The organism is Streptomyces sp. NPDC050508 (assembly GCF_040655155.1).
Lineage (GTDB): Bacteria > Actinomycetota > Actinomycetes > Streptomycetales > Streptomycetaceae > Streptomyces.
The window spans coordinates 158,817-182,030 of the sequence record NZ_JBFAJJ010000016.1; the positions used below are offsets into that span (position 1 = coordinate 158,817).

The 23,214-nt window shown below is 70.2% G+C and carries 22 protein-coding genes; 13 read left to right on the forward strand and 9 right to left on the reverse strand.

Annotation, left to right across the window (positions count from 1 at the left end; translation table 11 throughout):
- Nucleotides 1-26: 26 nt before the first annotated feature.
- From AB0I69_RS36720 to AB0I69_RS36735, 4 genes are all read right to left on the reverse strand, one after another.
- Nucleotides 27-1,613 carry an FAD-binding oxidoreductase gene (locus tag AB0I69_RS36720; RefSeq protein WP_363100062.1) on the reverse strand — a complete coding sequence of 529 codons (1,587 nt, stop codon included), beginning with the start codon at nucleotides 1,611-1,613 and terminating at the stop codon, nucleotides 27-29.
- A 153-nt stretch (nucleotides 1,614-1,766) separates the two neighbouring features.
- Complete coding sequence (locus AB0I69_RS36725; RefSeq protein ID WP_363100063.1) at nucleotides 1,767-2,099, reverse strand: hypothetical protein; 333 nt, start codon at nucleotides 2,097-2,099, stop codon at nucleotides 1,767-1,769.
- A gap of 61 nt (nucleotides 2,100-2,160) precedes the next feature.
- Nucleotides 2,161-2,916, reverse strand: a complete 756-nt coding sequence (locus AB0I69_RS36730) for an SDR family oxidoreductase (protein ID WP_363100064.1) — start codon at nucleotides 2,914-2,916, stop codon at nucleotides 2,161-2,163.
- A 74-nt stretch (nucleotides 2,917-2,990) separates the two neighbouring features.
- Nucleotides 2,991-4,211, reverse strand: coding sequence for an acetyl-CoA C-acetyltransferase (locus AB0I69_RS36735; protein WP_363100065.1), 1,221 nt, complete (start codon nucleotides 4,209-4,211; stop codon nucleotides 2,991-2,993).
- A gap of 298 nt (nucleotides 4,212-4,509) precedes the next feature.
- Between AB0I69_RS36735 and AB0I69_RS36740 the strand changes: the two genes are divergently transcribed.
- Together AB0I69_RS36740 and AB0I69_RS36745 are read left to right on the forward strand one after the other, a co-directional pair.
- The gene (locus AB0I69_RS36740; RefSeq protein ID WP_363100066.1) at nucleotides 4,510-5,328 is read left to right on the forward strand and encodes a PaaX family transcriptional regulator C-terminal domain-containing protein; all 819 of its coding nucleotides are present in this window, start codon (nucleotides 4,510-4,512) and stop codon (nucleotides 5,326-5,328) included.
- A gap of 78 nt (nucleotides 5,329-5,406) precedes the next feature.
- Nucleotides 5,407-6,237 carry a p-hydroxycinnamoyl CoA hydratase/lyase gene (locus AB0I69_RS36745; RefSeq protein WP_363100067.1) on the forward strand — a complete coding sequence of 277 codons (831 nt, stop codon included), beginning with the start codon at nucleotides 5,407-5,409 and terminating at the stop codon, nucleotides 6,235-6,237.
- Between the two features lie 104 nt (nucleotides 6,238-6,341).
- Here AB0I69_RS36745 and AB0I69_RS36750 read toward each other — a convergent pair whose 3' ends face one another.
- Entirely contained in the window at nucleotides 6,342-7,295 is a 954-nt protein-coding gene (locus AB0I69_RS36750; protein ID WP_363100068.1) for an isocitrate lyase/PEP mutase family protein, read from the reverse strand.
- A 33-nt stretch (nucleotides 7,296-7,328) separates the two neighbouring features.
- Nucleotides 7,329-8,789 carry an aldehyde dehydrogenase family protein gene (locus AB0I69_RS36755; RefSeq protein WP_363100069.1) on the reverse strand — a complete coding sequence of 487 codons (1,461 nt, stop codon included), beginning with the start codon at nucleotides 8,787-8,789 and terminating at the stop codon, nucleotides 7,329-7,331.
- A 186-nt stretch (nucleotides 8,790-8,975) separates the two neighbouring features.
- Between AB0I69_RS36755 and AB0I69_RS36760 the strand changes: the two genes are divergently transcribed.
- The 11 genes from AB0I69_RS36760 (at nucleotide 8,976) to AB0I69_RS36810 (ending at nucleotide 19,644) form a co-directional block, all read left to right on the forward strand.
- Nucleotides 8,976-10,157 carry a helix-turn-helix domain-containing protein gene (locus AB0I69_RS36760; protein WP_363100070.1) on the forward strand — a complete coding sequence of 394 codons (1,182 nt, stop codon included), beginning with the start codon at nucleotides 8,976-8,978 and terminating at the stop codon, nucleotides 10,155-10,157.
- Nucleotides 10,158-10,315: 158 nt separating this feature from the next.
- The gene (locus AB0I69_RS36765) at nucleotides 10,316-11,818 is read left to right on the forward strand and encodes a 4-hydroxyphenylacetate 3-hydroxylase N-terminal domain-containing protein (RefSeq protein ID WP_363100071.1); all 1,503 of its coding nucleotides are present in this window, start codon (nucleotides 10,316-10,318) and stop codon (nucleotides 11,816-11,818) included.
- 22 nt (nucleotides 11,819-11,840) lie between these two features.
- Nucleotides 11,841-12,845: an amidohydrolase family protein gene (locus AB0I69_RS36770; RefSeq protein WP_363100072.1), complete on the forward strand. Its 1,005-nt coding sequence runs from the start codon at nucleotides 11,841-11,843 to the stop codon at nucleotides 12,843-12,845.
- Between the two features lie 11 nt (nucleotides 12,846-12,856).
- The gene (locus AB0I69_RS36775; RefSeq protein ID WP_363100073.1) at nucleotides 12,857-13,870 is read left to right on the forward strand and encodes a hypothetical protein; all 1,014 of its coding nucleotides are present in this window, start codon (nucleotides 12,857-12,859) and stop codon (nucleotides 13,868-13,870) included.
- Nucleotides 13,867-14,565 carry a 4-carboxy-4-hydroxy-2-oxoadipate aldolase/oxaloacetate decarboxylase gene (locus tag AB0I69_RS36780; protein ID WP_363100074.1) on the forward strand — a complete coding sequence of 233 codons (699 nt, stop codon included), beginning with the start codon at nucleotides 13,867-13,869 and terminating at the stop codon, nucleotides 14,563-14,565. The genes AB0I69_RS36775 and AB0I69_RS36780 overlap by 4 nt, the downstream gene beginning before the upstream one ends.
- Nucleotides 14,562-15,209, forward strand: a complete 648-nt coding sequence (locus AB0I69_RS36785; RefSeq protein ID WP_363100075.1) for an RraA family protein — start codon at nucleotides 14,562-14,564, stop codon at nucleotides 15,207-15,209. The genes AB0I69_RS36780 and AB0I69_RS36785 overlap by 4 nt, the downstream gene beginning before the upstream one ends.
- The gene (locus AB0I69_RS36790) at nucleotides 15,206-15,847 is read left to right on the forward strand and encodes a dimethylmenaquinone methyltransferase (RefSeq protein ID WP_363100076.1); all 642 of its coding nucleotides are present in this window, start codon (nucleotides 15,206-15,208) and stop codon (nucleotides 15,845-15,847) included. The genes AB0I69_RS36785 and AB0I69_RS36790 overlap by 4 nt, the downstream gene beginning before the upstream one ends.
- Nucleotides 15,844-16,875: a flavin reductase gene (locus AB0I69_RS36795; protein ID WP_363100077.1), complete on the forward strand. Its 1,032-nt coding sequence runs from the start codon at nucleotides 15,844-15,846 to the stop codon at nucleotides 16,873-16,875. The genes AB0I69_RS36790 and AB0I69_RS36795 overlap by 4 nt, the downstream gene beginning before the upstream one ends.
- 56 nt (nucleotides 16,876-16,931) lie before the next feature.
- Nucleotides 16,932-18,077, forward strand: a complete 1,146-nt coding sequence (locus tag AB0I69_RS36800; protein ID WP_363100078.1) for a cupin domain-containing protein — start codon at nucleotides 16,932-16,934, stop codon at nucleotides 18,075-18,077.
- Nucleotides 18,074-18,925 carry a fumarylacetoacetate hydrolase family protein gene (locus AB0I69_RS36805; protein WP_363100079.1) on the forward strand — a complete coding sequence of 284 codons (852 nt, stop codon included), beginning with the start codon at nucleotides 18,074-18,076 and terminating at the stop codon, nucleotides 18,923-18,925. Before AB0I69_RS36800 ends, AB0I69_RS36805 begins: the two co-directional genes overlap by 4 nt.
- Nucleotides 18,922-19,644, forward strand: coding sequence for a maleylpyruvate isomerase family mycothiol-dependent enzyme (locus tag AB0I69_RS36810; protein WP_363100080.1), 723 nt, complete (start codon nucleotides 18,922-18,924; stop codon nucleotides 19,642-19,644). Before AB0I69_RS36805 ends, AB0I69_RS36810 begins: the two co-directional genes overlap by 4 nt.
- Before the next feature lie 64 nt (nucleotides 19,645-19,708).
- Here the strand turns inward: AB0I69_RS36810 and AB0I69_RS36815 are convergent, their stop codons facing one another.
- From AB0I69_RS36815 to AB0I69_RS36825, 3 genes are all read right to left on the reverse strand, one after another.
- A complete protein-coding gene (locus tag AB0I69_RS36815) occupies nucleotides 19,709-19,864 on the reverse strand; it encodes a hypothetical protein (protein WP_363100081.1) in 156 nt (51 codons plus the stop codon).
- Between the two features lie 680 nt (nucleotides 19,865-20,544).
- Nucleotides 20,545-21,906 carry a glycine cleavage T C-terminal barrel domain-containing protein gene (locus AB0I69_RS36820; protein ID WP_363100082.1) on the reverse strand — a complete coding sequence of 454 codons (1,362 nt, stop codon included), beginning with the start codon at nucleotides 21,904-21,906 and terminating at the stop codon, nucleotides 20,545-20,547.
- Between the two features lie 174 nt (nucleotides 21,907-22,080).
- Nucleotides 22,081-23,211, reverse strand: a complete 1,131-nt coding sequence (locus tag AB0I69_RS36825) for an MBL fold metallo-hydrolase (RefSeq protein WP_363100083.1) — start codon at nucleotides 23,209-23,211, stop codon at nucleotides 22,081-22,083.
- Between the last annotated feature and the right edge of the window lie 3 nt (nucleotides 23,212-23,214).

Here is a 23,214-nt window from a genome sequence, read left to right on the forward strand (position 1 = left end):
TTGCTCCTTGTGTTCGAGGCGGGTGCTCAGCCCTGGCCGTTGCGGAAGGACTTCGGCCAGATCCCCTGCTTGCCGGGGGACAGGATCCCGTTCGGGTCGACGGCGTCCTTGATCCTCTCCACGAACCGGAGATAGGCGTTGTCGCCGAAGCTGTACTGCGCCTGCGCGAGATCCATGTTGGCCAGGTGGGCCCGGTACTCGCCGAAGCCCTCGCGTCCGGCGTCCTCGACCACGCGTCGGCACACCTCGTAGCCGCGCTCGGTGTCGGACGAGTTGAGCACGTCGAAGATCACCCCGAACACGTGGATGTAGCTGCGGGAGTTGATCAGGATGGGGTTGGCGAAGTAGTCGAGGCCCATCTCCCGCTCGATGAAGTTCTTCAGGAGGGTGTGCAGCCGGAAGGCCTCGTTGCCCTCCAGCGGCGAGACCAGGCCCGTGCCGGTGTGGGCACCCGCGTCGGTGCCGTACCAGCGCAGGAAGCTGAGCCACTCCAGACTCGGTGCGCCGCCGAGCACCCGGTCCGGGAAGCTCTCCAGACCGGCGATGTCCTCCGGCGCGTGCTTGGTGAAGAGCACCCGCCCGCCCTCGATCTGCCCGATCGCGGCCGTGATCTTCTCGATCTTGTGGTCGGTGACCGCGTTGTCGTCCCACAGCGCGCCGTGCACGATCCACCGTCCGATCCCCAGGTCGCCCGCGATCTGGTCGACGACGTGGTCCGGGGTCGGCCCGTCACCCTCGTACCAGCGCGACCGCTCTCCGGTGATCGACGCGAGGGTGAGCGTGTTGTACATGACGGGGACGCCCTCGATCGTCCGGTCCATGCGCAACCGGCGCATGGTGTCCATCAGCGGAACGAGATCCGCCTCGCGCGGGACGTGCATCCAGAACGGCGCGTACACCTCGGGCTTCGGCATCAGCCAGACGCCCATCTTCACCACGACACCGAAGTTGGACTGCATGAACAGCGGGTCCAGGGTCGGGCCGAGGCCGCGCCGGTAGAGGTGCCAGGCCTTGCTGCCGGGCAGGGCGCCCATGCCGGTGCGCAGCACCTCGCCGTTGGCGAGGACCACTTCCATTCCGCAGGGGGCCTGGAAGTCGGCGCCGTAGGGGAGGTAGGTCGTGCCGTGCTCCAGGGAGTTGCCGATGACACTCCCCCAGCCCAGGTCCGTGGTCGACACCATCAGCTTGTGTCCGCCGGCCTCGATGGCCTCGTACAGCTGGGACCAGGTCACGCCGGGTTCTACGACGGCGTAGCCCATCTCCTCGTTGATCTCCAGGACCCGGTTCATGCGGCGCAGGTTCACGACCACGGAGCCCTGCACCCGGGGCGAGCTGCCGCCGAGGCCGTTGTTGCGTCCGGTGGACGTGGTCCAGATCGGGACGCGCTGCTCGTTGGCGATGCGCAGGATGGCCTGGATCTCCTCGACCGACCCGGGCTGGACGACTCCCGAGGCCTCGAACTGGGGCCAGTCCCGGTGCCAGAACGGGTCACGGAACTCCAGGGCGTCCTCACCGGTGAGTACATGTGCGTCACCGACTACGGCTCGGAATGCGTCAAGGGCCTTTTCGAGCTCTCCGCTCGACAGACCTGCGGGGACTACGGTGGTGTTCAACTTGCCTCCGTCCCGCGCGGCACCGGCTCTGTCGCGGAGGTGCGACATCGGCCAGGCGGCTCTGCGCGTACACGTCGTTGTGATGGAAAAGGCCCCTGAACAGGACCGTAACCTCTTAGAATGACAATGTCACGACTGTCGTCGCAGATTTGTTTAGCTTTTCTGCGGTTCCGGACCCGGTGTACGGACCACGTGGGCGCGCAGCCGCGTGCCGGTGTCGTCGACCCAGCCCTTGGACGCGGCGAACGCCACCATCGCGTCGAAATCCCGCGCCCGGTCCGGGTCGCCCTCGCGGGCGCAGGCGGCGCGCAGCTCCCGGACCGACACCCACGCGTGCGTGGGTGACTGCAACCGCGCCAGCGGTGCGGCGATCCGGTCGAACTCCTCGTCGGGGGCCTCGCCGACCACCTCGACGCTCAACCGTTTGAGGTCGTCGGCATCCCGCACCTCGCAGTGCCGGCGGCCGACCTCCACATGGACAATCATGCGACTCTCCTTGCCGTGCGGGCGACCGGAGTTTTCCCGTCGCCTCCGCGCACTTTCCAGCTCAGCCGACGCCGGTCAGCGTCACGCCGCCGTCGACGACGATCTGCTGTCCGGTCAGCCAGCCGGCGTCCTCGGACAGCAGGAACGCGACGACGCTGCCGATGTCCTCGGGAACACCCAGCCGCTTGAGCGGGTAGGCGGCGGCCACCTCCTCCTCGCGCCCCTCGTACAGGGGAGCCGCGAACCGGGTCTTCACCACGGCGGGGGCGACTTCGTTGACGCGGACGGACGGACCGAGCTCCACCGCGAGCTGCTGGGTGAGATAGGTGAGCAGCGCCTTGCTGGAGCCGTAGACACCCATCCCGGGTGCGGGGCGGAGTGACGTACCGGAGCCCACGTTCACGACGGCGCCGCCGTGCTCGCCCATCCAGGCCTGGTGCGCCTGCTGCACCCAGGACAGGGCGGCGACACAGTTGACCTCGATGATCTTCCGTACGGCGGCCAAGTCCACCTCGACGAGCGGCCCGAAGATCGGGTTGATGCCCGCATTGTTGACCAGGAAGTCCAGGCTGCCGAAGGTCTCGACCGCGCGCTTCGCGGTCTCCGCCTGATGGTCGGGGTCGTCGGCCTTGCCTGCGACCCCGAGGGCGTGTTCGGAGCCGCCGAGCGAGGCGACGGCCTCGTCGAGCGCCTCCTGCTTCCTGGCGGTGACGACGACCTTGGCGCCCTCGTCCACCAGGCGCTGGGCGATACCCAGCCCGATCCCGCGGCTCGCTCCGGTGACGACGGCCGTCCGGCCCGTGAAGCGTCCTGTCATGTCTTCCTCCTCCTCTTGTCTCTTCTCGACTCTTCTCGCAGGTCCCCGTAGCTCTTCTCGCGGTCCGCGGGGTCCTAGCTCAGCCGCTCGACGATCATCGCCATGCCCTGCCCGCCGCCGACGCACATCGTCTCCAGGCCGACCTGCTTGTCGTGGTGCTGAAGGGAGTTGATCAGCGTGCTGGTGATCCGGGCGCCGGTCATGCCGAAGGGGTGCCCGATCGCGATGGCGCCGCCGTTGACGTTGAGCCGGTCCTCGTCGATGCCCAGCTCCCGGGCGGACGGGATGACCTGTGCCGCGAAGGCCTCGTTGATCTCGACCAGGTCGATGTCGCCGATGCCCATGCCCGCGTTGGCGAGTGCCTGGCGGGTGGCCTCCACGGGGCCGAGGCCCATGATCTCGGGCGAGAGGCCGGTCAGTCCGGTGCTGACGATGCGGGCGAGCGGGGTGATGCCGAGCTGCCGCGCCTTCGTGTCGGACATGATCACGACGGCGGCCGCTCCATCGTTGAGGGGGCAGCAGTTGCCCGCGGTCACGGTGCCGTCCGGCCGGAAGACGGGCTTCAGTTCGCTCACCGCTTCCACGGTGACCCCGGGTCGGGGGCCGTCGTCCCGGCTCACCACCGTGCCGTCGGGGAGGGTGACCGGGGTGATGTCCTTGGCCCAGAAGCCGTCCGCGATCGCCTTCTCGGTGCGGTTCTGGCTGCGTACCGCGAACGCGTCCTGCTCCTCGCGTCCGATTCCGTGCAGCGCCGCGACGTTCTCGGCGGTGTGCCCCATCGCGATGTACACGTCCGGGAGCGCCCCCTCCTCGCGCGGGTCCGTCCAGGTCCGGCCCTCCGAGGCGATCTCGTCCGTCCGCGTCCTCGCGTCGGCGAAGGCCGGGTTGAGGGCGTCGGGACGCAGGTCGGAGTACTCGGGGCCGCCGTAGCGGCTCACGGTTTCGACTCCGGCGGAGATGAAGACGTCGCCCTCGCCCGCCCTGATCGCGTGCAGTGCCATCCGGGTGGTCTGGAGGCTGGAGGAACAGAAGCGGTTGACGGTGGTGCCGGGCACCTGGTCGAGACCGGCGAGCACGGCCACGATCCGGGCCATGTTGAACCCCGAGACTCCGGACTGCTGACCGCAGCCCAGCATGAGGTCGTTGATGTCGCCCGGGCCGAGCTGCGGGACCTGGGCCAGCGCCGCGCGCACCATCCGCACGGTCAGGTCGTCGGGGCGTATGTCCCTGAGCGACCCCTTGAAGGCCCGGCCGATGGGAGAACGGGCGGTGGCGACGATGACGGCTTCGGTCACGGAGACTCCTAGAGAGGCGAAACGCTGCGGCTGGAGACCCGGCACACGGGGCCGCTCCAGATCCGAGGCGCGGCCGGCAACCGCGACCGCGCTGTGCATCCGGTGAGCACCCTACTCTTCACGAAACACTTTTGGAACGCCACGCGCGATTTCGTTAAACATAGAGTCGCCAACCTCCACGCTTCCCCAAGCCCGGCAACGCAACAACCCCCATCACGGCACCCCGGACCGAACGGATCCTCGAAAGCACCGACGGCGATCTGTTACACGTTCCAGGTACTCCCCTAAGATGGGACCCATGGTGGACACCGAGAACTCACCCAAGCCGACCTCCCTGGCCATGGACCTGCTGGGCGACTTCGATCGCACGGGCGGCCGGGAGATCCGACTGAAGGCCCTCGTCGCGCTGGGCGAGGAGCTCGACATCTCCGGCCCGGTGATGCGGGTCACCCTGGCCCGCCTGCGCGAGCGCGGCTGGTTCGACGTAAGACGCGAGGGCCGGGAGTCGATCTACCGCTTCACGCCGACCGCCCTCCAGGCACTCGACGAAGGACGCCGGAAGATCTTCCGCGATCCGACCGCACCCTGGAACGGCGAGTGGTCGATGGTCATCTACACGGTGCCGGAGAACGACCGCCAGACACGCGACGACTTGCGCAAGAAGCTGGCCTGGCTCGGCTTCGGCTCGCTCGCCGCCGCCACCTGGGTCTGCCCCCACCCCCGCCTGGACGCGGTGGCCAACACCGCGGCCCTTCTGCCCACCGCCCGACTGACCCTGCTCACCACCCGCACCACGGGCCTGCCGGCCGACCGCGCCATGGCCGCCCAGTGCTGGGAACTGGACGAGATCGCCGCCGACTACGCCGAGTTCGTACGACGCCTGCGCACCGGCCACGGGGACTTCCGGGCCCGCACACTCGACGCCGGCGCGGCACTCGCCGAGCGCGTCCGGCTCGTCAACGCATACCGGCACGTCGTGCAGCGGGACCCGCAGCTCCCGACGGAGCTTCAGCCGCCCGGCTGGACCGGCGACGAGGCGCACCGGCTCTTCATGCAGGCCCACGAGGCACTCGCCGCCACGTCGACCGATCTCTACGCGAAGGCCGCCGCCTCATAATAAATAACACTCCTATGGTGGCAGCCGCATTGTTGTTATACATTGCTCCTCGAAGCCTAGTGGTCGAGGAGCTACGACATGCCCCACTACGAGTGCATTTCTGTTGAGACCGAAGACCGCGTCACCACGGTCACCCTCAACAGGCCGCACAAGCGCAACGCGATGAGTCCGCAGCTCAATGACGAGATGCTGGACGCCCTGACCCGCCTGTCCACGGACGGCGGGACGGACGTCCTGGTCCTCACGGGCGCGGGGGAATCCTTCAGTGCCGGAATGGACCTGAAGGAGTACTTCCGGGAGACCGATCACGACCCGGTCCTCGCCGACAAGGCACGCTGGACCATGCGGGAGTGGTCCTACAACCGGCTGCGCTTCTTTCCCCGGGTGACCATCGCCGCCGTCAACGGCTGGTGCTTCGGCGGCGCCTTCATGCCCCTCATCTCGTGCGACCTCGCGATCGCCGCGGACGAGGCACGGTTCGGGCTGTCCGAGGTGAACTGGGGCATCCTGCCCGGCGGCCTGGTCACCCGGGACATCGCGATGGCCCTGGGCTACCGGGACGCGCTGTTCTACGCGCTCACCGGCGACACCTTCGACGGGCGGCGCGCTCAGGAGATCGGGCTCGTCAACAGCTCGGTGCCCAGGGAGGAGTTGGGCGAGGCGGTCCGCGAACTCACGGCCAAGCTCCGCAAGCTCAACCCCGAGGTGCTCCGCTCCACGAAGGAGACGTTCCGGCACGCGGCGACGATGAACTACGAGCAGGCCACCGACTACATGGCGGCCAAGTCGGCCCAGCTGCTGACGCGCGACCAGGAGGACGGCCGGCAGAAGGGCCTGTCGCAGTTCCTGGACACGAAGGAGATCAAGCCGGGTCTGGCGCCGTACCAGCGGACGGACTCCGAGGCCTGAGGCGAGAAAGCCGGCGGGGTACCCGCACACCCGCCGGCCCGCCCACCCGCAGAAGAGAAACGCGAAGGGGAAAGCAACCGTCGGGCTGTTGCATTTCCCACCGCTCACGTGGACGGCGTGTGCCCGAACGTCGACTCGTAGTCGCGCCGGTACTCGCTCGGCAGGAACTCGTCCTCCAACTGCCGCACGCGCTCGGTACCGGTGAGGGACGGCAGCGGGGCCGGCCCCCAAGGGCTCTCGGCAACCTTCTGCGACCAGTCGTCGAGGGCCGGGGTTCCCTGCTCCCGGAAGGCGTGCAGCAGATCCCACGCTGCCTGGAGACCGGACTTCGAGGCCAGCACCGGGAAAAGCACGATCCGCAGGCCCAGGCGCTCGTACTCGTCGAGGGTGGGCCCCGGGCCCTCGCCTCCCCATACGGTCATCACCGGTGCCGGAATGCGCTCGCACGCCTCCGCGATCTGCTCGGGAGTCTGGAGGGAGTTGAGCCAGACGAAGTCGGCTCCCCCGTCCTCCACGTAGCGGATACAGCGCCGGACAGCCTCCTCGAAACCGCCGTCCTCGGCGCCGATGGCGTCGCACCGCGCGCAGATCGTGAACAGCGGGTCCAGTTCGTCTCGGGCGCGGACAGCGGCACGGTATTTGCCCACTGCCTCGTCCACCGAGACAAGACGGCGTCCCGCGTCGGTGCCGGACTTCTTCGGTGCCTCCTGGTCCTCGATCTGCACCGCGGCGGCGCCCGACCGGACGAGTTGCTGCACCGCGAAGTAGACGTTCACCGCGTTGCCGTAGCCGGTGTCCCCGTCCACGAGGACGGGGATGTCGGCGTGCCCGGCGACGCGTCCGGCGTGGACGGCCATGTCGTTCAGGCCGAGGACTCCGACGTCGGGTGCGCCGTAGAGGAACGCCGCCGCCTGGGAGCCGGCGAGGAAGAACGCGTCGTAGCCCGCGCGTTCGGTCATGGCCGCGTCCATCGGGCTGAATCCGCCGGGTACGACGGTCAGGCCGTCGCGGGCCAGGACGGAGCGGAACAATTCGCGCTTCTGTATCGCCGATCGCACCGTCGGCTCCTTTCGTCCGGGCGGAGCCCAGGTTCAGATCGGGTAGGTGGGAGCCGTCGGGCTCGCCGTCACCCACTGCCAGTGAGTGAACTCGTCGAGGTTCCAGTGGCCGCCGTGCCGGCCGCCGTTGCCCGAGCCGCCCAGGCCGCCCATGGGGATGTGCGCGGCGTCGTTGATCGTCTGCCCGTTGACGTGGACCATTCCGGCCCTGATCCGGCCCGCCACGGCGAGGCCGCGGGCGAAGTCCCTGGTGTGCACGGCGGCGGAGAGGCCGTACTCGCTGGAATTGGCGAGTGCCACCGCGTGGTCGTCGTCCGTGAACGGGGTGACCGCGATGACGGGACCGAAGATCTCCTCGGTGAACGCGGGGGACGTGGGATCCACGTCGGCCAGGACGGTGGGGGTGAAGAAGGTGCCGGTCCGGATGCCGCCCGAGACCAGCCGTGCGCCGGCCGACACCGCCTCGTTCACGATCTTCTCGACGCGGGCGGCCTGGTCCTCGGTGATGAGCGGGCCGATGTTCACGGATGGATCCGCCGGATCTCCGACGCGCAGGGACTCGGCCTTGGCGGTGATCTTCTCGACGTAGGCGGCGGCGAGGCTCTCGTGGACGAGGTGCCGGCCGGTGGCCATGCAGATCTGGCCCTGGTGGAGGAAGGATCCCCAGGCGGCGTTGTTGACTGCGGCGTCGAGGTCGGCGTCGTCGAGCACCAACACCGGGTTGTTCCCGCCGAGTTCGAGCACGGCGCGCTTGATGAGCGCCCCGGCGGCGGCACCGACGCGGCGTCCGGCGGCCGACGATCCGGTGAAGGAGATCACCGGGACGCGGGGGTCCGTGACCAGCGCCTCGCCGGTCTGCGGGCCGCCCGGAACGACGTGCAGCACACCTGCCGGCAGCCCCGCCCGTTCGAAGATCCTGGCGATCACCGCGCCGCCCGAGAGCGCCGCCTTCGGGTCGGGCTTGAGCACCACGGCGTTGCCCAGTGCCAGAGCGGGTGCGACGGAGCGCATCGCGAGCAGGAGCGGGGCGTTCCAGGGGGAGATCACGCCCACGACGCCGACCGGGATGCGACGCGCCATGCTGAGCGTTCCCGGTGTGTCGTGCGGGAGCAGCTCCCCCGTCGGGTGGTCTGTCAGCGCTGCGGCCGTGGTGAGTTCGTCGAGCGACTTCGTGACCTCCTGCTCGGCCTTCCCTCTGGTGCTGCCCGTCTCCGCGATCAGCGTCGAGACCACCTCGGCGCGGGCCTCGGCGAGGGCCGCAGCCGCCGCCAGGAGCACCTGCTTGCGGTGCGTGGCGGGGCTGAGGCCCCACTGCCGCTGCGCACCCGCGGCCACGGCACACGCGCGGTCGATGTCCGCGGGGTCACCGAGGCCGATCGTGCCGACCAGCGACCCTTCCGCCGGGTTGTGCACCTCCCGCTCACCACCGGACGGGATGCGCCACCCGTCGGAAAAGATCAATCCCTGGAGCGAGTTCAGGTTCAGGGCGGACATGTGGGCTCCCCTCTCGGCGTACGGTCCCACGCTAAGATCCACCGCGCCCCGCCGCCTTGGGCCCACTGCGCCAATCTGTTCCCGCTGTTTCCTACACGGTGTCGGATGCGATCATGGTGCGGGGCCCGTTCACGGGCGCGGGTCAACGGGCCGTCCCGGGCCGGGCCCAGGGCAAGGAGGCCGCTCATGGACATCGACGCGACGGTGGAACACCTCGCCGAGCTGCTCGAACGCCCGTTGGTGCTGTACGACGTCGATCTCAACGTGGCCGCCTACAGCGCCCATGACGCGGACGTCGACGAAGCCCGTCGGCTGACGATCCTGTCCCGGCGCGGCAGCACCACGGTCCGGGACATGCTGCGTGCCTCCGGTGCCGCCCACGCATCGGCCCCGGTGCGGCTGCCGGCGGCGGACGGGGTGCCCGAGCGGGTCGCGGTGGCGGTGCGCCACGACGGCCAGCTGTTCGGCTACCTGGTGTGGGTCGAGCCCGGCGCCGCGAGCGAAGTGCCGGGCGCGGTAGGCGAGTTGGTCGACCGGTTCGGACCGGACCTCGGCCGACTGCTCGCGGTGCGGGCACTGGACAACCAGGAGAGCCGGCTGCGGGTGCGCATGCTTGTCTCGGACCTGGTGTCCGACGACGCGGCACGACGCGTCGAGGCCGCCCGTGTCCTGGTGGCCGACGGCGTCCTGCCCTCGGCGGCGGAGTACACGGGGCTCGTGATCGTCGCTCCCGGTGTCGGCGGCTCGTCGGCCGCGCAGCGGCGCACCGCGCTGGAGTCCGCGCTGGCCGGACTCGCCCGGTCGATGCGCGAGGCAGTCGCCGGTGCCGTGATCGGGGCCCGGGCCGTGGCCGTCCTCGCCCACGGTCCGGGCCGGTCCCCGACGCAGGGTCGGCCCCCCGCCCGTGACGGGGTGCTGCTCGGCATGGGTGCCCCGGTGCACGAACTGTCCGACACGGTGTCGTCGGTGCGGCAGGCCCGACTCGCCGTACGGGGAGGGGAGCTGGACCCCGGCCGTTACGGTCCGGTCGTCTCGTGGGACGACCTGGGCCTGGACCGGCTCCTGCTGCAACTGCCGTTGGAGCGGCTGACGGTGGAGGATCTCCCGGCCTCTGTCGCCCAGCTGGTCGACCCGGCGTCCGGCCCCGACCTCGCCAACACCCTGGACGTCTACCTGGACTGCGGAGCGGACGGCCAGGAGACCGCGCGGCGCCTGATGATCCACCGCAGCACGCTCTACTACCGGCTCGACCGCGCCCGCAAGGTCACGGGCGCCGACCTGCACGACGGCGCCGTCCGCAGGGAGCTGCACACAGGACTGCGTGTCGCACGGCTGGCGGGAATCCTGCCGCTGTCACCAGCCGACTGAGAGACACGACCGGAACAGAGGCGCTCCCGCGCTCTCCGACACGGTGTCGGAATTCCTGCGCCCCAAGTGGTCCACCGCATCCGATGTGCCCGCCCCGGTGCCTGGCATTGACTCCGAGAGACACAGATCTCGCAGGGTCCAGGTCCGTAGGAGCACATATGACCACCTCAGTACCGGCCGACACTCCCGATGCCCTCGCCGGGGCGGGCGGCGCCATCGCCGATATCGGCGGCGCCACCGGCATCCTGACCGGAGACCAGTACCGCAAGAGCCTCGACGACGGCCGCGAGGTGTGGCTGTCGGGCGAGCTCGTGGACAACGTGGCCACGCATCCGGCCTTCCGCGGCGTCGTCGACGAGTTCGCGCGACTGCTGGACCTGCGCCACTCCCCCGAGCACGTCGAGCTGTTCACGTTCGTGTCGTCGGAGACGGGCAACCGCGTCAGCCAGGCGTACTCGATGCCGTCCACCCCGGAGGAGCTGCGCGCCAAGTTCGCGGCCAGCGAGTGGTGGATGCGCGAGAGCCTCGGCCAGCTCGGCCGCTCCCCCGACTTCATGTCGAACGTCGTCGTCGGCCTGCGCGACTACGCGCCCGAACTCGACGCCGCCCGAGAGGGGTTCGGGCAGCACGCCGTCGACTACCATCGCTACGCCAGTGAGCACGACCTCGTGCTCACCCACGCCCTGGGCGACCCCCAGATCGACCGCAGCGCGGACCCGCTCGTGGACGACACCTTGTCGCTGCACATCGTGGACGAGACCGCGGACGGCGTCATCGTGCGCGGAGCCAAGCAGCTCGCCACCCTGGCCCCCTTCTCACACGAGGTCCTCGTCTACCTCAACGGCGTCACCGCCGCCCGCGGAGCCGAGAAGTTCGTGCTCTGGTTCGCACTGCCGATGAACGCCCCCGGCCTGAGGATCCTCTGCCGAGAACCGTTCAGCCTGGACACCGAGGGCCACACGCACCCGCTCGGACGTCGCTTCGACGAACAGGACGCGATGCTGTTCTTCGACGACGTGCTCATCCCCTGGGACCGGCTGTTCCTGCGCGGCGACAGCATGACCGCGATCAAGGGGCTCGTCCGCATCAACGCGTGGAGCCTGCAGAGCACCCACATCCGGTTCCTGCAGCGGCTGCGGGTGTTCGTGTCCGTCGCGAAGATGGTGGCCCACTCGATCGGCGTGGACACCTTCCGCGGCATCCAGGAACAGCTCGGCGAGCTGATCTCGTATGCCGAGACCCTGGAGCTGGGCATCATCGGCGCCGAGGCGTCGGCCGAGCGCACGCCCGGCGGTCTGCTGGCCCCGCGCGTCAGCTACGGCCTCGGTTTCTGGTCGGCCGGCGTCTCGGCGCGGGTGGCCGAGATCCTCCGCCAGATCGGCTCCTCGGGCCTGATCATGCAGCCCAGCGAGGCCGACCTCGCCTCCGAGCTGCGCCCGACCCTTGAGACGTACATGCGCGGCCACGACATCGGCGTGGACGAGAAGTCCCGGCTGTTCCGCATCGCCTGGGACCTGGTGGGCTCCGGATTCGGCTCGCGGCAGGAGCTGTACGAGTACCTGCACCGCGGCGAGCCGGGCGCCGGCCGCACCCGGCTGTGGCGCTCGTACGACAGCTCGGCCGTCGACGCGCAGATCCGCGACCTGATCTCCCGCCCCTGAAACCCCTTGTAAGGAGCCCCCGTTGATCATCGACGTCCACGGGCATGTCACCGCGCCCGACTCGCTCTACGTGTGGAAGTCCGGCCTGCTGTCGCACCGCGGCGCGCACGGCGTACGGCCACCGTCCGTCAGCGACGACCAGCTCCGCGAGGCCTGGCAGGCCCCGAACCCGAGCTTCGGCCACGTCTCCCACCTCGACCACCTCGACGAGGTCGGGATCGACATCCAGCTGATCTCGCCGCGGCCGTACCAGATGATGCACAGCGAGCAGCCCGCCCGCATCGTCACGACGTTCACCGAGGCGGTCAACGACGCGATCCACCAGTCCGTCCAACTGTTCCCGGACCGGCTGCGCGGTATCGCCGGCCTGCCGCAGACCCCGGAGACGGACGTCGCCGAGTGGACGAAGGAGCTGCGCCGGACCGTCACGGACCTCGGTTTCGTCGGGGCGCTGCTCAATCCCGACCCGTACGAGGGAACCCGTACACCGCCCGCGCTGGGCGACCGCTACTGGTACCCGCTGTACGAGGCACTGTGCGAGCTCGACGTGCCCGCGGTCATTCACTCCGCCGGGTGCCGTCCGCCGACCCGCGAGCCCTACAGCCTGCACTTCATCCAGGAGGAGACGGTCGCCGTCTGGAGCCTGCTGTCCTCCTCGGTGCTGACCGACTTCCCGGACCTGAAGATCGTGGTCTCGCACGGCGGCGGCGCGATCCCGTACCAAGTCGGCCGCTTTGAGCCGGACTTGGTGCGCTCCGGGGGCGGATCCTACGTCGACCGGCTGCGGCGGCTGTGGTTCGACACCTGCCTGTACACGCAGGACGCCATCGAGCTGCTGATCCGCACGGTGGGCGTGGACCGCTGCCTGTTCGGCACGGAGAAGCCCGGCACCGGCTCGCAGATCAACCCCGCCACCGGCGGCTGGTTCGACGACATCCACACCCTGGTCGACGGCATCGAGTGGCTCAGTGACGGGGACCGCCAGGCGCTCTACGAGAAGAACGCCGTCTCGCTGTTCCGGATCTGACGGAGGATCACATGGCTCGTATCGTCACGGGGATCGGCTCTTCGCACGGCCCCCAGCTGAAGATGGCACCGGAGTTGTGGCACGTGCGCGGCGCCGCCGACCGCCGCAACAGCTCCCTCGACTTCCGGGGTGAGACGTACTCGTTCGCCGAACTGGCCGCGCTGCGCGAGGACTTCACGGACCAGTGCACGGCCGAGGTGCAGACGCGGCGCGCGGCCTCCTGCCAGAGCGCCCTGGACGACCTCGGCCGGCATCTGGAGAAAGCCGACGTGGATGTGCTGGTCATCGTCTCCAGCGACCACAAGGAGGTCTACGACGACGAGTTGCTCCCTGCATTCGCCGTCTACTGGGGCGACGAGGTGGCCCATGTGCCGTTCACCCAGGCGCAGTTGGACGCGATGCCGCCGGGTCTGGCGGAGGCGGCGTTCGGGGATGTGCCCGACCACCTGATCGTCCGGCCCACCGCCTCGGCGCTGGCTCGCCACCTCATCGAGGAGACCGTCGGCGTCGGCTTCGACACGGCCGCCTCCAAGCGGCTGCCCGCGGGCGACTACGCCAACCACAGCATTCCGCACGGCTTCGGCTTCATCTACCAGCGGATCCTGGGCGAGACCTCGGCGGTGCCGTTCGTGCCGGTGTTCGTGAACACCTTCTACGAGCCCAACCCGCCGACGGCCAGGCGCTGCGTCGCCTTCGGCCAGGCTCTCGCCGCCGCCATCGCCTCCTTCCCGGAGGACATACGAGTCGGCCTTGTCGCCTCGGGCGGTCTGTCGCACTTCGTCGTGGACGAGGAACTCGACCAGCGTTTCCTGACGGCCCTGCGGGACGGGGACGCCGCCGCCCTGACGAAGTTCGCCCCCGAAGAGATGCGCTCGGGCAGCTCCGAACTCCGGAACTGGATCACCGTCGCCGCTGCCGCGAACGTCGCCGGACTGAGCGTGAACTCCGTGCGCTACGAGCCCTGTTACCGCACCGAGGCCGGCACCGGCAACGCGATGGGCTTCGTCACCTGGAGCCAGGCATGACGACCAACGCCCTTACGGACACCGCCGATCCCCTGGTTCTCAAGCAGCTGCGCGAGCTGGACGCCTGCGCCGTCTCCGACGCGCTGGACTCGCTGGGCCTGCCCGGTGCCGTCACCGGTATCGCCCCCATGTGGGCGGCACCGGGCGTCACGGTTGGCCGGGTCCGCACGGTCAAGGCAGTTCCGGTCGGCACCGACGGCCCCAGCACCCACATCGCGTCGCCCCTCGTGGCCGTCGCGGGAGCCGGTGATGTCGTGGTCGTCGACAACGACGGCCGGACGGACGTCTCCTGCTGGGGCGGACTGCTGGCCGAGGCCGCGACCGTCCGCGGCCTCGCCGGCGTCATCGTCGACGGTGCCTGCCGCGACGTGCAGGAGTGCGAGCAGCTCGGCCTGCCGCTCTTCGCCCGCGCCGCCGTACCGGTCAGCGCCCGCGGCCGGATCGTCCAACAGGCCATGGACGTCGCCGTGTTGATCGGCGGCGTGAGCGTCGAGCCCGGGGACTGGCTGGTCGCCGACCGCAACGGGCTCGCCTTCGTCCCACGTGCTCGCCTCGACGACGTCGTCGCCGCCGGCCTGCGGATCGTGCGCCGCGAACGCCTCATGGGTGAGGCCGTTCGGACCGGGCGCTCGGTCGTCGACGTCATGCACGACTCGCAGTTCACCGCCGCCCGCTTCCAGGAGCCGACCCCATGACCGACCTCACCGACTGGTCCGGCCTCTCCACGGCCACCGTCTCCGACGCCCTCGACCGTCTCTCGCTGCCCGGCTCGCTGCATGGTCTGGCGCCCCTGGGCTCCGGGCAACGGCTGGTCGGCCGCGCCTTCACCGTGCGCTACCAGGCCGCGGGATCCCCGCCGGGCACGGTGGGCGACTACCTCGACGACGTCACGCCCGGCCAGGTCGTCGTCCTCGACAACTCCGGCCGTACGGACGCCACCGTGTGGGGCGACATCCTCACCGCCGTCGCCCATCAACGCGGGGTGGCGGGAACCGTCATCGACGGCGTCTGCCGCGACACCCACCGCGCTCTCGGGCTCGGTTACCCGGTCTACAGCCGGGGCCGGTTCATGCGCACCGGCAAGGACCGCGTGGAGGTGGCCGAGGTCCAGGGACCCGTCGCCGTCGGCGGCGTGCAGGTGCGGCCGGGCGATCTGCTGATCGGCGACGAGGACGGCGCGGTCGCCGTGCCCTGGGACCGCGCCGAGGAAGTCCTCGGTGTGGCACGCGAGATCGAGCAGCGGGAGGCCGGCATCCTGGCCGCCGCGCTGGAGGGCGCCACCATCGCGGAGGCGCGGGCCCGCTTCGGCTACCACCTCCTGCAGCGGAGGTCGTCATGAGCGCCCTCGACACCGGTGAGCTGAAGGAACTGCTGGACCTCGGCTCGGCCACGGCCTACGAGGCATCCGGACTGCCGTGCGCCCTCCCGCCGGTGTTCCGGCCGGCCTGGGCGGGCGCACGGTGTGTGGGTACCGCCCTGCCTGTCGCCGCGGCACCGGGCGACAACCTGCCGCTGCACTGGGCTCTTGAGGCGGCGGTTCCGGGCGAGGTACTCGTCGTGGACGCCGGCGGCAGCGAGCACGGCTACTGGGGCGAGGTCCTCGCCGCCTCCGCCCTTGCCCGCGGTGTCGCAGGGCTGGTCATCGACGGTGGCGTGCGCGACACCGACCGGCTGCGCGAGCTCGGCTTCCCCGCGTTCTCGACGTCCGTCTCCATCCTGGGCACCGGCAAGTCCTGGCCCGGCCGGGTCGGCAGCCCGGTCCAGTTGCGGGGCCATCGCGTGGCACGGGGCGACCTGGTCGTCGCGGACGCGGACGGCATCGCGGTACTGCCCGCCGCCGAGATACGGCGCGTCCGGGACGCGGCGCTGGCCCGTGCCGCCAAGGAGGACCACTACATGGCACAGCTGCGCGAAGGCGCCCTCACCCTCGACCTCTACGGCTTCCGCGAACTGGGACAACCGGAGGACCACCGATGACCACCACACCATCCACCACCGCCCCCTCACCTCCGCAGGCGCAGAACCTGGCCGAGCTGGAGGACGCCTTCCGCGCCGCCGCCGGCCGCTTCGCCTCGGGCGTGACCGTCGTGGCCCTGCGCGGACCCAGCGGCCTGTACGGCCTCACCGCGACCTCGTTCGTGTCGCTGTCGCTGCGCCCGCTGCTGGTGTCGGTGTCGGTGAACACCGGCAGCGCCCTGCTGGACGAGGTGCGCGCCGCCGGTTCGTTCTCCGTGAACGTGCTGGGCCAGGATCAGCAGGCCGTGTCGAAGTACTTCGCGACGCGCGGCCGAGGGTTCAGCCAGGACGCGTTCCCCGGCATCCCGAGCCACGCGGAGGTCACCGGCGCGCCCGTCCTGGACGGCAGTCTCGCCTGGTTCGACGCGACGGTGGAGGCGATCCTTCCCGCCGGCGACCACGAGACCCTGGTCGGGACCGTCAAGGCCGCGGGCCGCCGCGACGGCGAACCCCTCGTCTACTGGTCCGGCGGCTACCGTCGCCTGGACCCGACGGATCCCGGTTCCCCGGATGACCGCATCGCTCCCCTGTCGGCCGCCCTGTCCGAGCAGTTGAGCGCCTCGGGCCTGTCGCCCGCGGACCTCATCGACGCCCAGCTCGCCCTGGAGCCGGTGGCCGCCGAACTCGCCGCGTTCCGCCACGACCCGGAGACTCTCGCCACGTTGCGCGAGACCATGCGCCGCGCCCACGCGGCGGCGGGCGACCCGGAGGCGTTCACCGCCGAGGCCGTCGCCTTCCACACCGCCCTGGGCCGGGCCAGCGGCAACCCCGCCATCCGCGCGGCGCTCGACACCCTGGTCCACGCCCGGCACCGGCACTACGCGGCCGGCACCGACGAAGCGGCCACCGCGCACACCAACACCGCGCATCAGCTGATCTACGACGCCATCGCCCGGGGCGACGCCGAGGCGGCCCGCGTGGCCATGACGGACCACCTGGCCGTCGTACGCACCGGTCTGCGCCAGGCCCGGCCCATGACCGGCGACTGACCGGATCGCACATCCGCCACCAAGAAGAACCAGTGAAGCAGCAGGAGGTTCTCCGCATGAGCGGAACCGACACGCCCGTCCGGCTGGAAGCCGTCGCAGCGGACGGCCAGCCCGAGGTCACCCCCGGACTCCGGTCTCTCTACCGCGGGTTCGAGGAGGAGTTGCTGGTCCCGCTGTGGACCGAGATCGGCGACCTGATGCCCGCACATCCTCGGTCCAGGGCCGTACCGCACCTGTGGCGCTGGGACCGGCTCCGCGAACTGGCGGGCCGGGCCGGGGAGTTGGTCCCGGTGGGCCGCGGGGGTGAGCGCCGGGCGATCGCCCTCGCCAACCCGGCGCTGGGCGGGCGCCCTTTCGCGACTCCCACTCTGTGGGCGGCGATCCAGTACCTGATGCCGGGTGAGGACGCCCCCGAACACCGTCACACGCAGCATGCCTTCCGTTTCGTCGTCGAGGGCGAGGGGGTGTGGACGGTCGTGGACGGCGACCCGGTGCCCATGCGACGGGGCGACTTCCTGCCTCAGGCTGGCTGGAACTGGCACGCCCATCACAACGCCACCGCCGAGCCGATGGCCTGGATCGACGGCCTGGACATCCCTTTCCAGTACGTCACGGAGGCCCAGTTCTTCGAGTTGGGCCGCGACCGGATCAGCGACGCGGAGCGGACCACGCCCGACCGCTCACGGTCGGAACGCCTGTGGGGCCACCCCGGACTCCGCCCCGTCTCGGCCGGTACGACGGCTCCCGGCTCACCGCTGCTGGCGTACCGCTGGGAACACACGGACCGGGCCCTGGCCGACCAACTCGCCCTGGATGCAGAAGGGTTCGGGGCAACGGTCGAGCCCGGTCACGCTGCGGTCCGCTTCACCGACCCGGCGACCGGAGCGGACGTGCTGCCCACCATCCGGGCCGAGATGCACCGGGTCGCACGAGGTGCGGAGACCTCCCCCGTACGCGAGACCGGCTCCTCGGTCTGCCAGGTCTTCGACGGCTCCGGCACGGTCACCGTGGGCGAGAGGACCTGGTCGGTCACGCGGGGCGACCTGTTCGTCGTCCCCTCCTGGGAACCCTTCTCGGCACGTTCCGAGGCGGGAGCCACCGACTCCGACTCGGGCTCCCTCGACCTGTTCCGTTTCAGCGACGCGCCCGTCTTTGAGGCGCTCCACCTCCACCGCACGCACACCGAAGGAGCCGCCCGATGAAGCTCGCCACCCTCCGCACCGACGGCACGACCAGGGCCGTCCGGCTCGGCGGAGACGTCCTGATCGACCTCGGGGACTCCGACCTCGGCACGTTCCTGGCCCGACCGGACTGGTACGAGCGCGCCAACAACGCGACTACGGCTGGTACGACGATGTATCCGGTGGCCGGTGCCGACTTCGCACCCGTGGTGCCCCGCCCCTCCAAGGTGGTGTGCGTAGGGCTCAACTACCGCAACCACATCAAGGAGATGGGCCGCGATCTGCCCGAACACCCCACGCTCTTCGCGAAGTTCGGGGACAGCCTGATCGGAGCGGGCGACGACATCGCACGACCGGAGGAGACCGCCCAGTTCGACTGGGAGGTGGAACTCGCGATCGTCATCGGCAAACCCGTCCGCCGAGCCACACCGGCCACCGCCGTGGAGGCGATCGCGGGGTTCACCGCGCTCAACGACATCACCTGCCGCGACTGGCAGTTCCGTACCCGCGAATGGCTCCAGGGCAAGATGTGGGACTCCTCGACGCCCGTCGGCCCCTACCTGGTGACGCCGGACGAACTGCCCGGCGGTGTACGCCCGGTGCTCGACGTACGACTTGAGGTGGACGGCGAGGTCATGCAGTCCGACTCCACCGGCGACCTGCTCTTCGACCCCGTGGCGCTCGTCGAGTACGTCTCCACGATCGTGCGGCTCAACCCCGGCGACATCATCGCCACCGGCACTCCCGGCGGAGTCGGCCACGCCCGCAAGCCTCCGCGTTTCCTGCTGGGCGGCGAGACCGTGGTGGCGGAGGTCGCGGGCATCGGCCGGCTCGACAACCGGGTCGTCAAGGAGGGCCAGGTCCGATGAGCCGATCCCTCGCGGACACGCGCCGCTGGATGCGGGAAGGAACCGAACTCCTCGTCCACGCCACGACCCGACTCGACGAGGCAGCGTACGACGCGCCCTCGCTCCTCCCCGGCTGGTCCCGCAAACACGTGGTGGCACACGTCGCCGCCAACGCGGACGCGCTGGCCAACCTGGTCCACTGGGCCGCGACCGGTACGCCGACCCCGATGTACGCCTCCCCCGAGGAACGCACGACCGGCATCAGGGAAGGCGCCCGACAACCCGGCACCCGCCTGGCGGAATGGCTCCGCCTCTCCTCCGACGCCTTGGAGAAGGCGATGGACGAACTGGACGACAACCAGTGGGCGTCCCGCGTCCTCACCGCACAGGGCCGTACCGTCGCGGCCACCGAGATCCCGTGGCTGCGCTCGCGCGAGGTGTGGGTGCACGCCGTCGACCTCGGCGACGGAATCGACTTCACCGCCGTGCCCACCGACTTCCTCACCGCACTGTGCGACGACATCGTGACCAAACGCCGGGGCACCCCAGGGCCTGAGGTCGTCCTCCGGCCGACCGACATGCCCACTCGCTGGTATCTGCCCGGCCCACCGGAGACGGCCGAGGAGGTGATCACGGTCACGGGCCCTCTCTCCGAGATCACTGCCTATCTGGCCGGCCGACCGCATGGCACGATGGCGATCGGATCAGCGACGGTACCGGTACTGCCTGCCTGGCTGTGAACACCGGGCGGGCGGTTCCGAGTCGTCCTGCCCCGGTCGCGAGAGGAACGAAGGTGACGGGTCGTCAGGCAACGGTCGGAAGATCGGGCGCCCGACGCGAGCGGGTCGCCTGCTCCACGCCGTAGGCCAGATTCAGCAGGTCCTCCTCGTGACAGGGCAGTGCCATGAGTTCCAGCCCGACGGGCAGCCCTTCGTCGGTGAATCCGGCGGGAAGGCCCACCGACGGCATCCACCGCTGGGACGCGATCACCGTGTTGGTCGGGCACTCCAGGCACCTCCCGCCGTGAAGCAAGCACTTCATCACGCGTCGGGGCCAACGGAATGATCAACTCCAGCCGGGGCAGCGGAGGGGGCACCTACGTGGTGGTCCCAGCTGCCGAGGATGCCGCCTCGCTCCTGAGCGAGTCGATCATGCTGGTGATTCCGAGCCGGGGACGTGTCCGTGGGAGAGGTGGACGAGGCACGGCTGACCGTGGAACGGCAGTGCGTGGCCCTGGCCGCGGAGCGGCGCACCGAGGCGGACCTGAAGGCGATGGCCGCACCGCCGGCCCGGGCGCAGGGCCCCGCGTTGGACATCACAGAGTGGCTGAGCACGGACCTGGAGTTCCGTCTTCGTCGACCCGCGCATCGCGTTCTCCCGCAGCCGCTGACCCAACTCCCGTCAGCAGCAGCTCCTATGACTGTTGTCGGAAAGTCCGGCCGGCAGAAGTCACGGAATACCTCCGGTCGCAGCTCGCGGTCAAGGCCCCGGGGGGTGGGCTGCTGTCACCGCACGTCACGTCAGCACGCGGGGCTCAGCCCGATCACGCCGCCAACTCCCGCCGCTCAGGGCTGACTTGACCGGTCCATGCGGGTGTGGGAGACAAAGGGCGGTGGAGATCGTGGAGCGAGGCGAAACGGTTACCGCGTAGTGACGTCGGTGCGCCGGTTGTCCGGCTTGAAGGGCAGCGATGTGACCGTCGCCCGGATCTCCCGCTGCGGGGTGCCGGGACGGCCCCACAGGACGACGACCTCCGTGCCGGGTGTCGTGTGCGCCGGGTCGAGCACGCAGAGGGAGATCATCGACCGCAGGGTCGGGCTCACCGTCCGGCCCGTGGCCACGCCCACCGGCTCACCCGACACCAGGACCTGGTCGAAGTGGGGACCGCGTGCACGCGGCATCTCCATCTGGTCGGGCAGCTCGGCCTCGCTCAAGAGCGAGGTGAGAATGTCGGTGACATCCTGTTCGTTCCAACGCAGACCGACCAACTGGCGGGCGGGTACGCCACTTTCGGCGTCCCTGAACAGTGAGTCCCGTCCGATGAAGTCACGGTCGGGGACGCCCTTGCGGAATCCCCAGCCGAGTTCGGCCGGCTTGCGGAAGTAGTCGGTCACCCCGCCCACCGGTACGAAACTGCCGCTGGGCGTGCCCTTACGGAACTGCCTCGGCGCACCCGGCGTCAGGATCGACGCCGGCAGATAGTCCAACCCGTTGGTCGCGATCCCGGCCTCGATGTGCTGAACAGGCTGGGCGCGGAAGCCCAGTTGACGGATGCCGACGTCCTGGCCGCTCGCCACGACCGCCGCCCAGATCTCGTTGGCGTGCTCGGTCGGCCCGTGCAGCTCGTACCCGAGTTCGCCCGAGATCCCGGTACGCAGGACCCGTACCGGGACCCCGTCGACCGTCGACATACGGCTGCGGCTGAAGCCGACGTCGCGGAGATCGTCCCCCGTCAGCTTCTCCAGCGTGGCCAGGGACGCCGGGCCCTGGACGCCGAGGATGAACGCGTCGGGGCTGATGTCGGTGGCGGCGGCGTCCCAACCGCCCAGGCTCAGCTGCCACAGCAGCCAGTCGCAACTGCCCGCCGTGTAGACGAACTCCTCGGGGCCGAGTCGGCACAGCACGCCCTCGGAGGCGATCCAGCCGTTCTCGTCGAGCTGCACATGGTGCTTGATCTGCCCGGTCTCGAAACGAGACAGGTCCCGCATCCCCAGCCGGCTCAGGAACGCGAGTGCCTGCGGACCGTGCACCTTCACCTTGTGCAGCGAGGTCCAGTCTCCGACGTAGCACGAGCCGACATGGGCGGCGCTCTCCTCGACCCAGTCCGAGTACTCCTCGGGGAGCAGGATCTGCGCGAAGCGGCCGTAGGTGCCCCGCGTGTTTCCCTCGTCCTGGGCCGCGGCGGCCGGGCTGAACATCGCCGGGCGCTCGGTGACGAACGGTGCGTCGTTCAGCCGGAGGACCGCTTCGTAGGTGCTGCGCTGTTGTGAGAGAAGGTTCATTTCACTCTCCGTCGAGTGGCCGTCGTCCAGGGTGCCGTCCGGAGCGGCGCCCCTGCGCTAGATCGATTAAGCCGGACGGTAACAGGCGTTTCGGGGCGAGGCGAGAGTCGTGACGCACCGGTGATCGGTCGCGCGGCGCAAGCAATGCGGAACTTCCGCGCGATGCCGGACCGGTCAGGATCGGCGGGGGCCACGCTGTCGTACCGGCAGATGCAACAGGTCGGTGCCCAGCACCATCGACCCGCCGAAGTCGGCCCGGCGGGCGCTGTCGTGGAGCAGGCTTCGCCAGGTCGCGTCGGAGACCACGGTCTGCTGTCCCGGGCCGAGGTGGGTGGCGACCAGCGTTCCCGCGTCCGACTCGGCGGCGATCCGGCCGAGTTGGGCCACGTCCGTGTGGGTCGACGTGATGTGGTCGATCAGCGCCTGGGGCAGGCCCAGGCTCGCGAGCCCCGCCGGGTAGAGGGCCTCGTGCACCAGGACGTCAGTGTGCGCCGCGAGCGTGATGATGTTCGGGGTCGGCGCGGTGTCGCCGGAGAAGACGACGCTGCCGTGGTCGGTGTCGAAACGGTACGCGTAGGCGGGGAACACCGCGCCGTGCGGGACCAGGACGGCGGTGACCTTCATGTCGTCGTTCTCCATGACGGTGAACGGCGCCATGGCCGGCGCGGAGTTCGTCGCCGAGGCGCCGACACCCGACGGCGGCAGCACGTCGTGGACGTTGAGCATCGTCGCCGGGTCGATGCCCGCGTGCTCGGTCATGAAGAAGGTCGGTGAGGCCGCGTACGCCTGACCCGCCAGCTTCGTCATCTCGACGGCGCCCGGCACGATCCCGGGAGCTCCGGCGACGGTCGACGCGATACCGGCGGAGCCGGGGCCGTAGACCTCGATCGGGTTCTGGAAGCCCTGTGCGCCCGAGGCGCCCGCCGACAGCAGCGGGAAGGAGTAGTAGTCGACGATGTGGTCCGCGTGCAGGTGGGTCAGGAAGATCCCTGCCAGCGACGGCATCGACAGTCCGGCGCGCAGATACTGGGTCACCGCTCCGCGTCCGCAGTCGATGACGTACGTTCTGCCGTTCACCGTCAGCGCCGACGAGATGCCGTATCGGTTGGCCAGCGGCGGTGGGCCGCCGTTGGTGCCGAGCAGCGTCACGGACAGGCCCGTTCCGGAGGGCGCGGATCCGGTGTTCGTCGCCGCCGCGGCCTGTTGCGCGCCGATCAGTGGTACGGCGACGGCGGCAGCGGCGGAAGCCGCCATCGCGCCCAGCATCGTCCGGCGGGACGTCGGTTCACCCAGGGGTTCGCACATGAA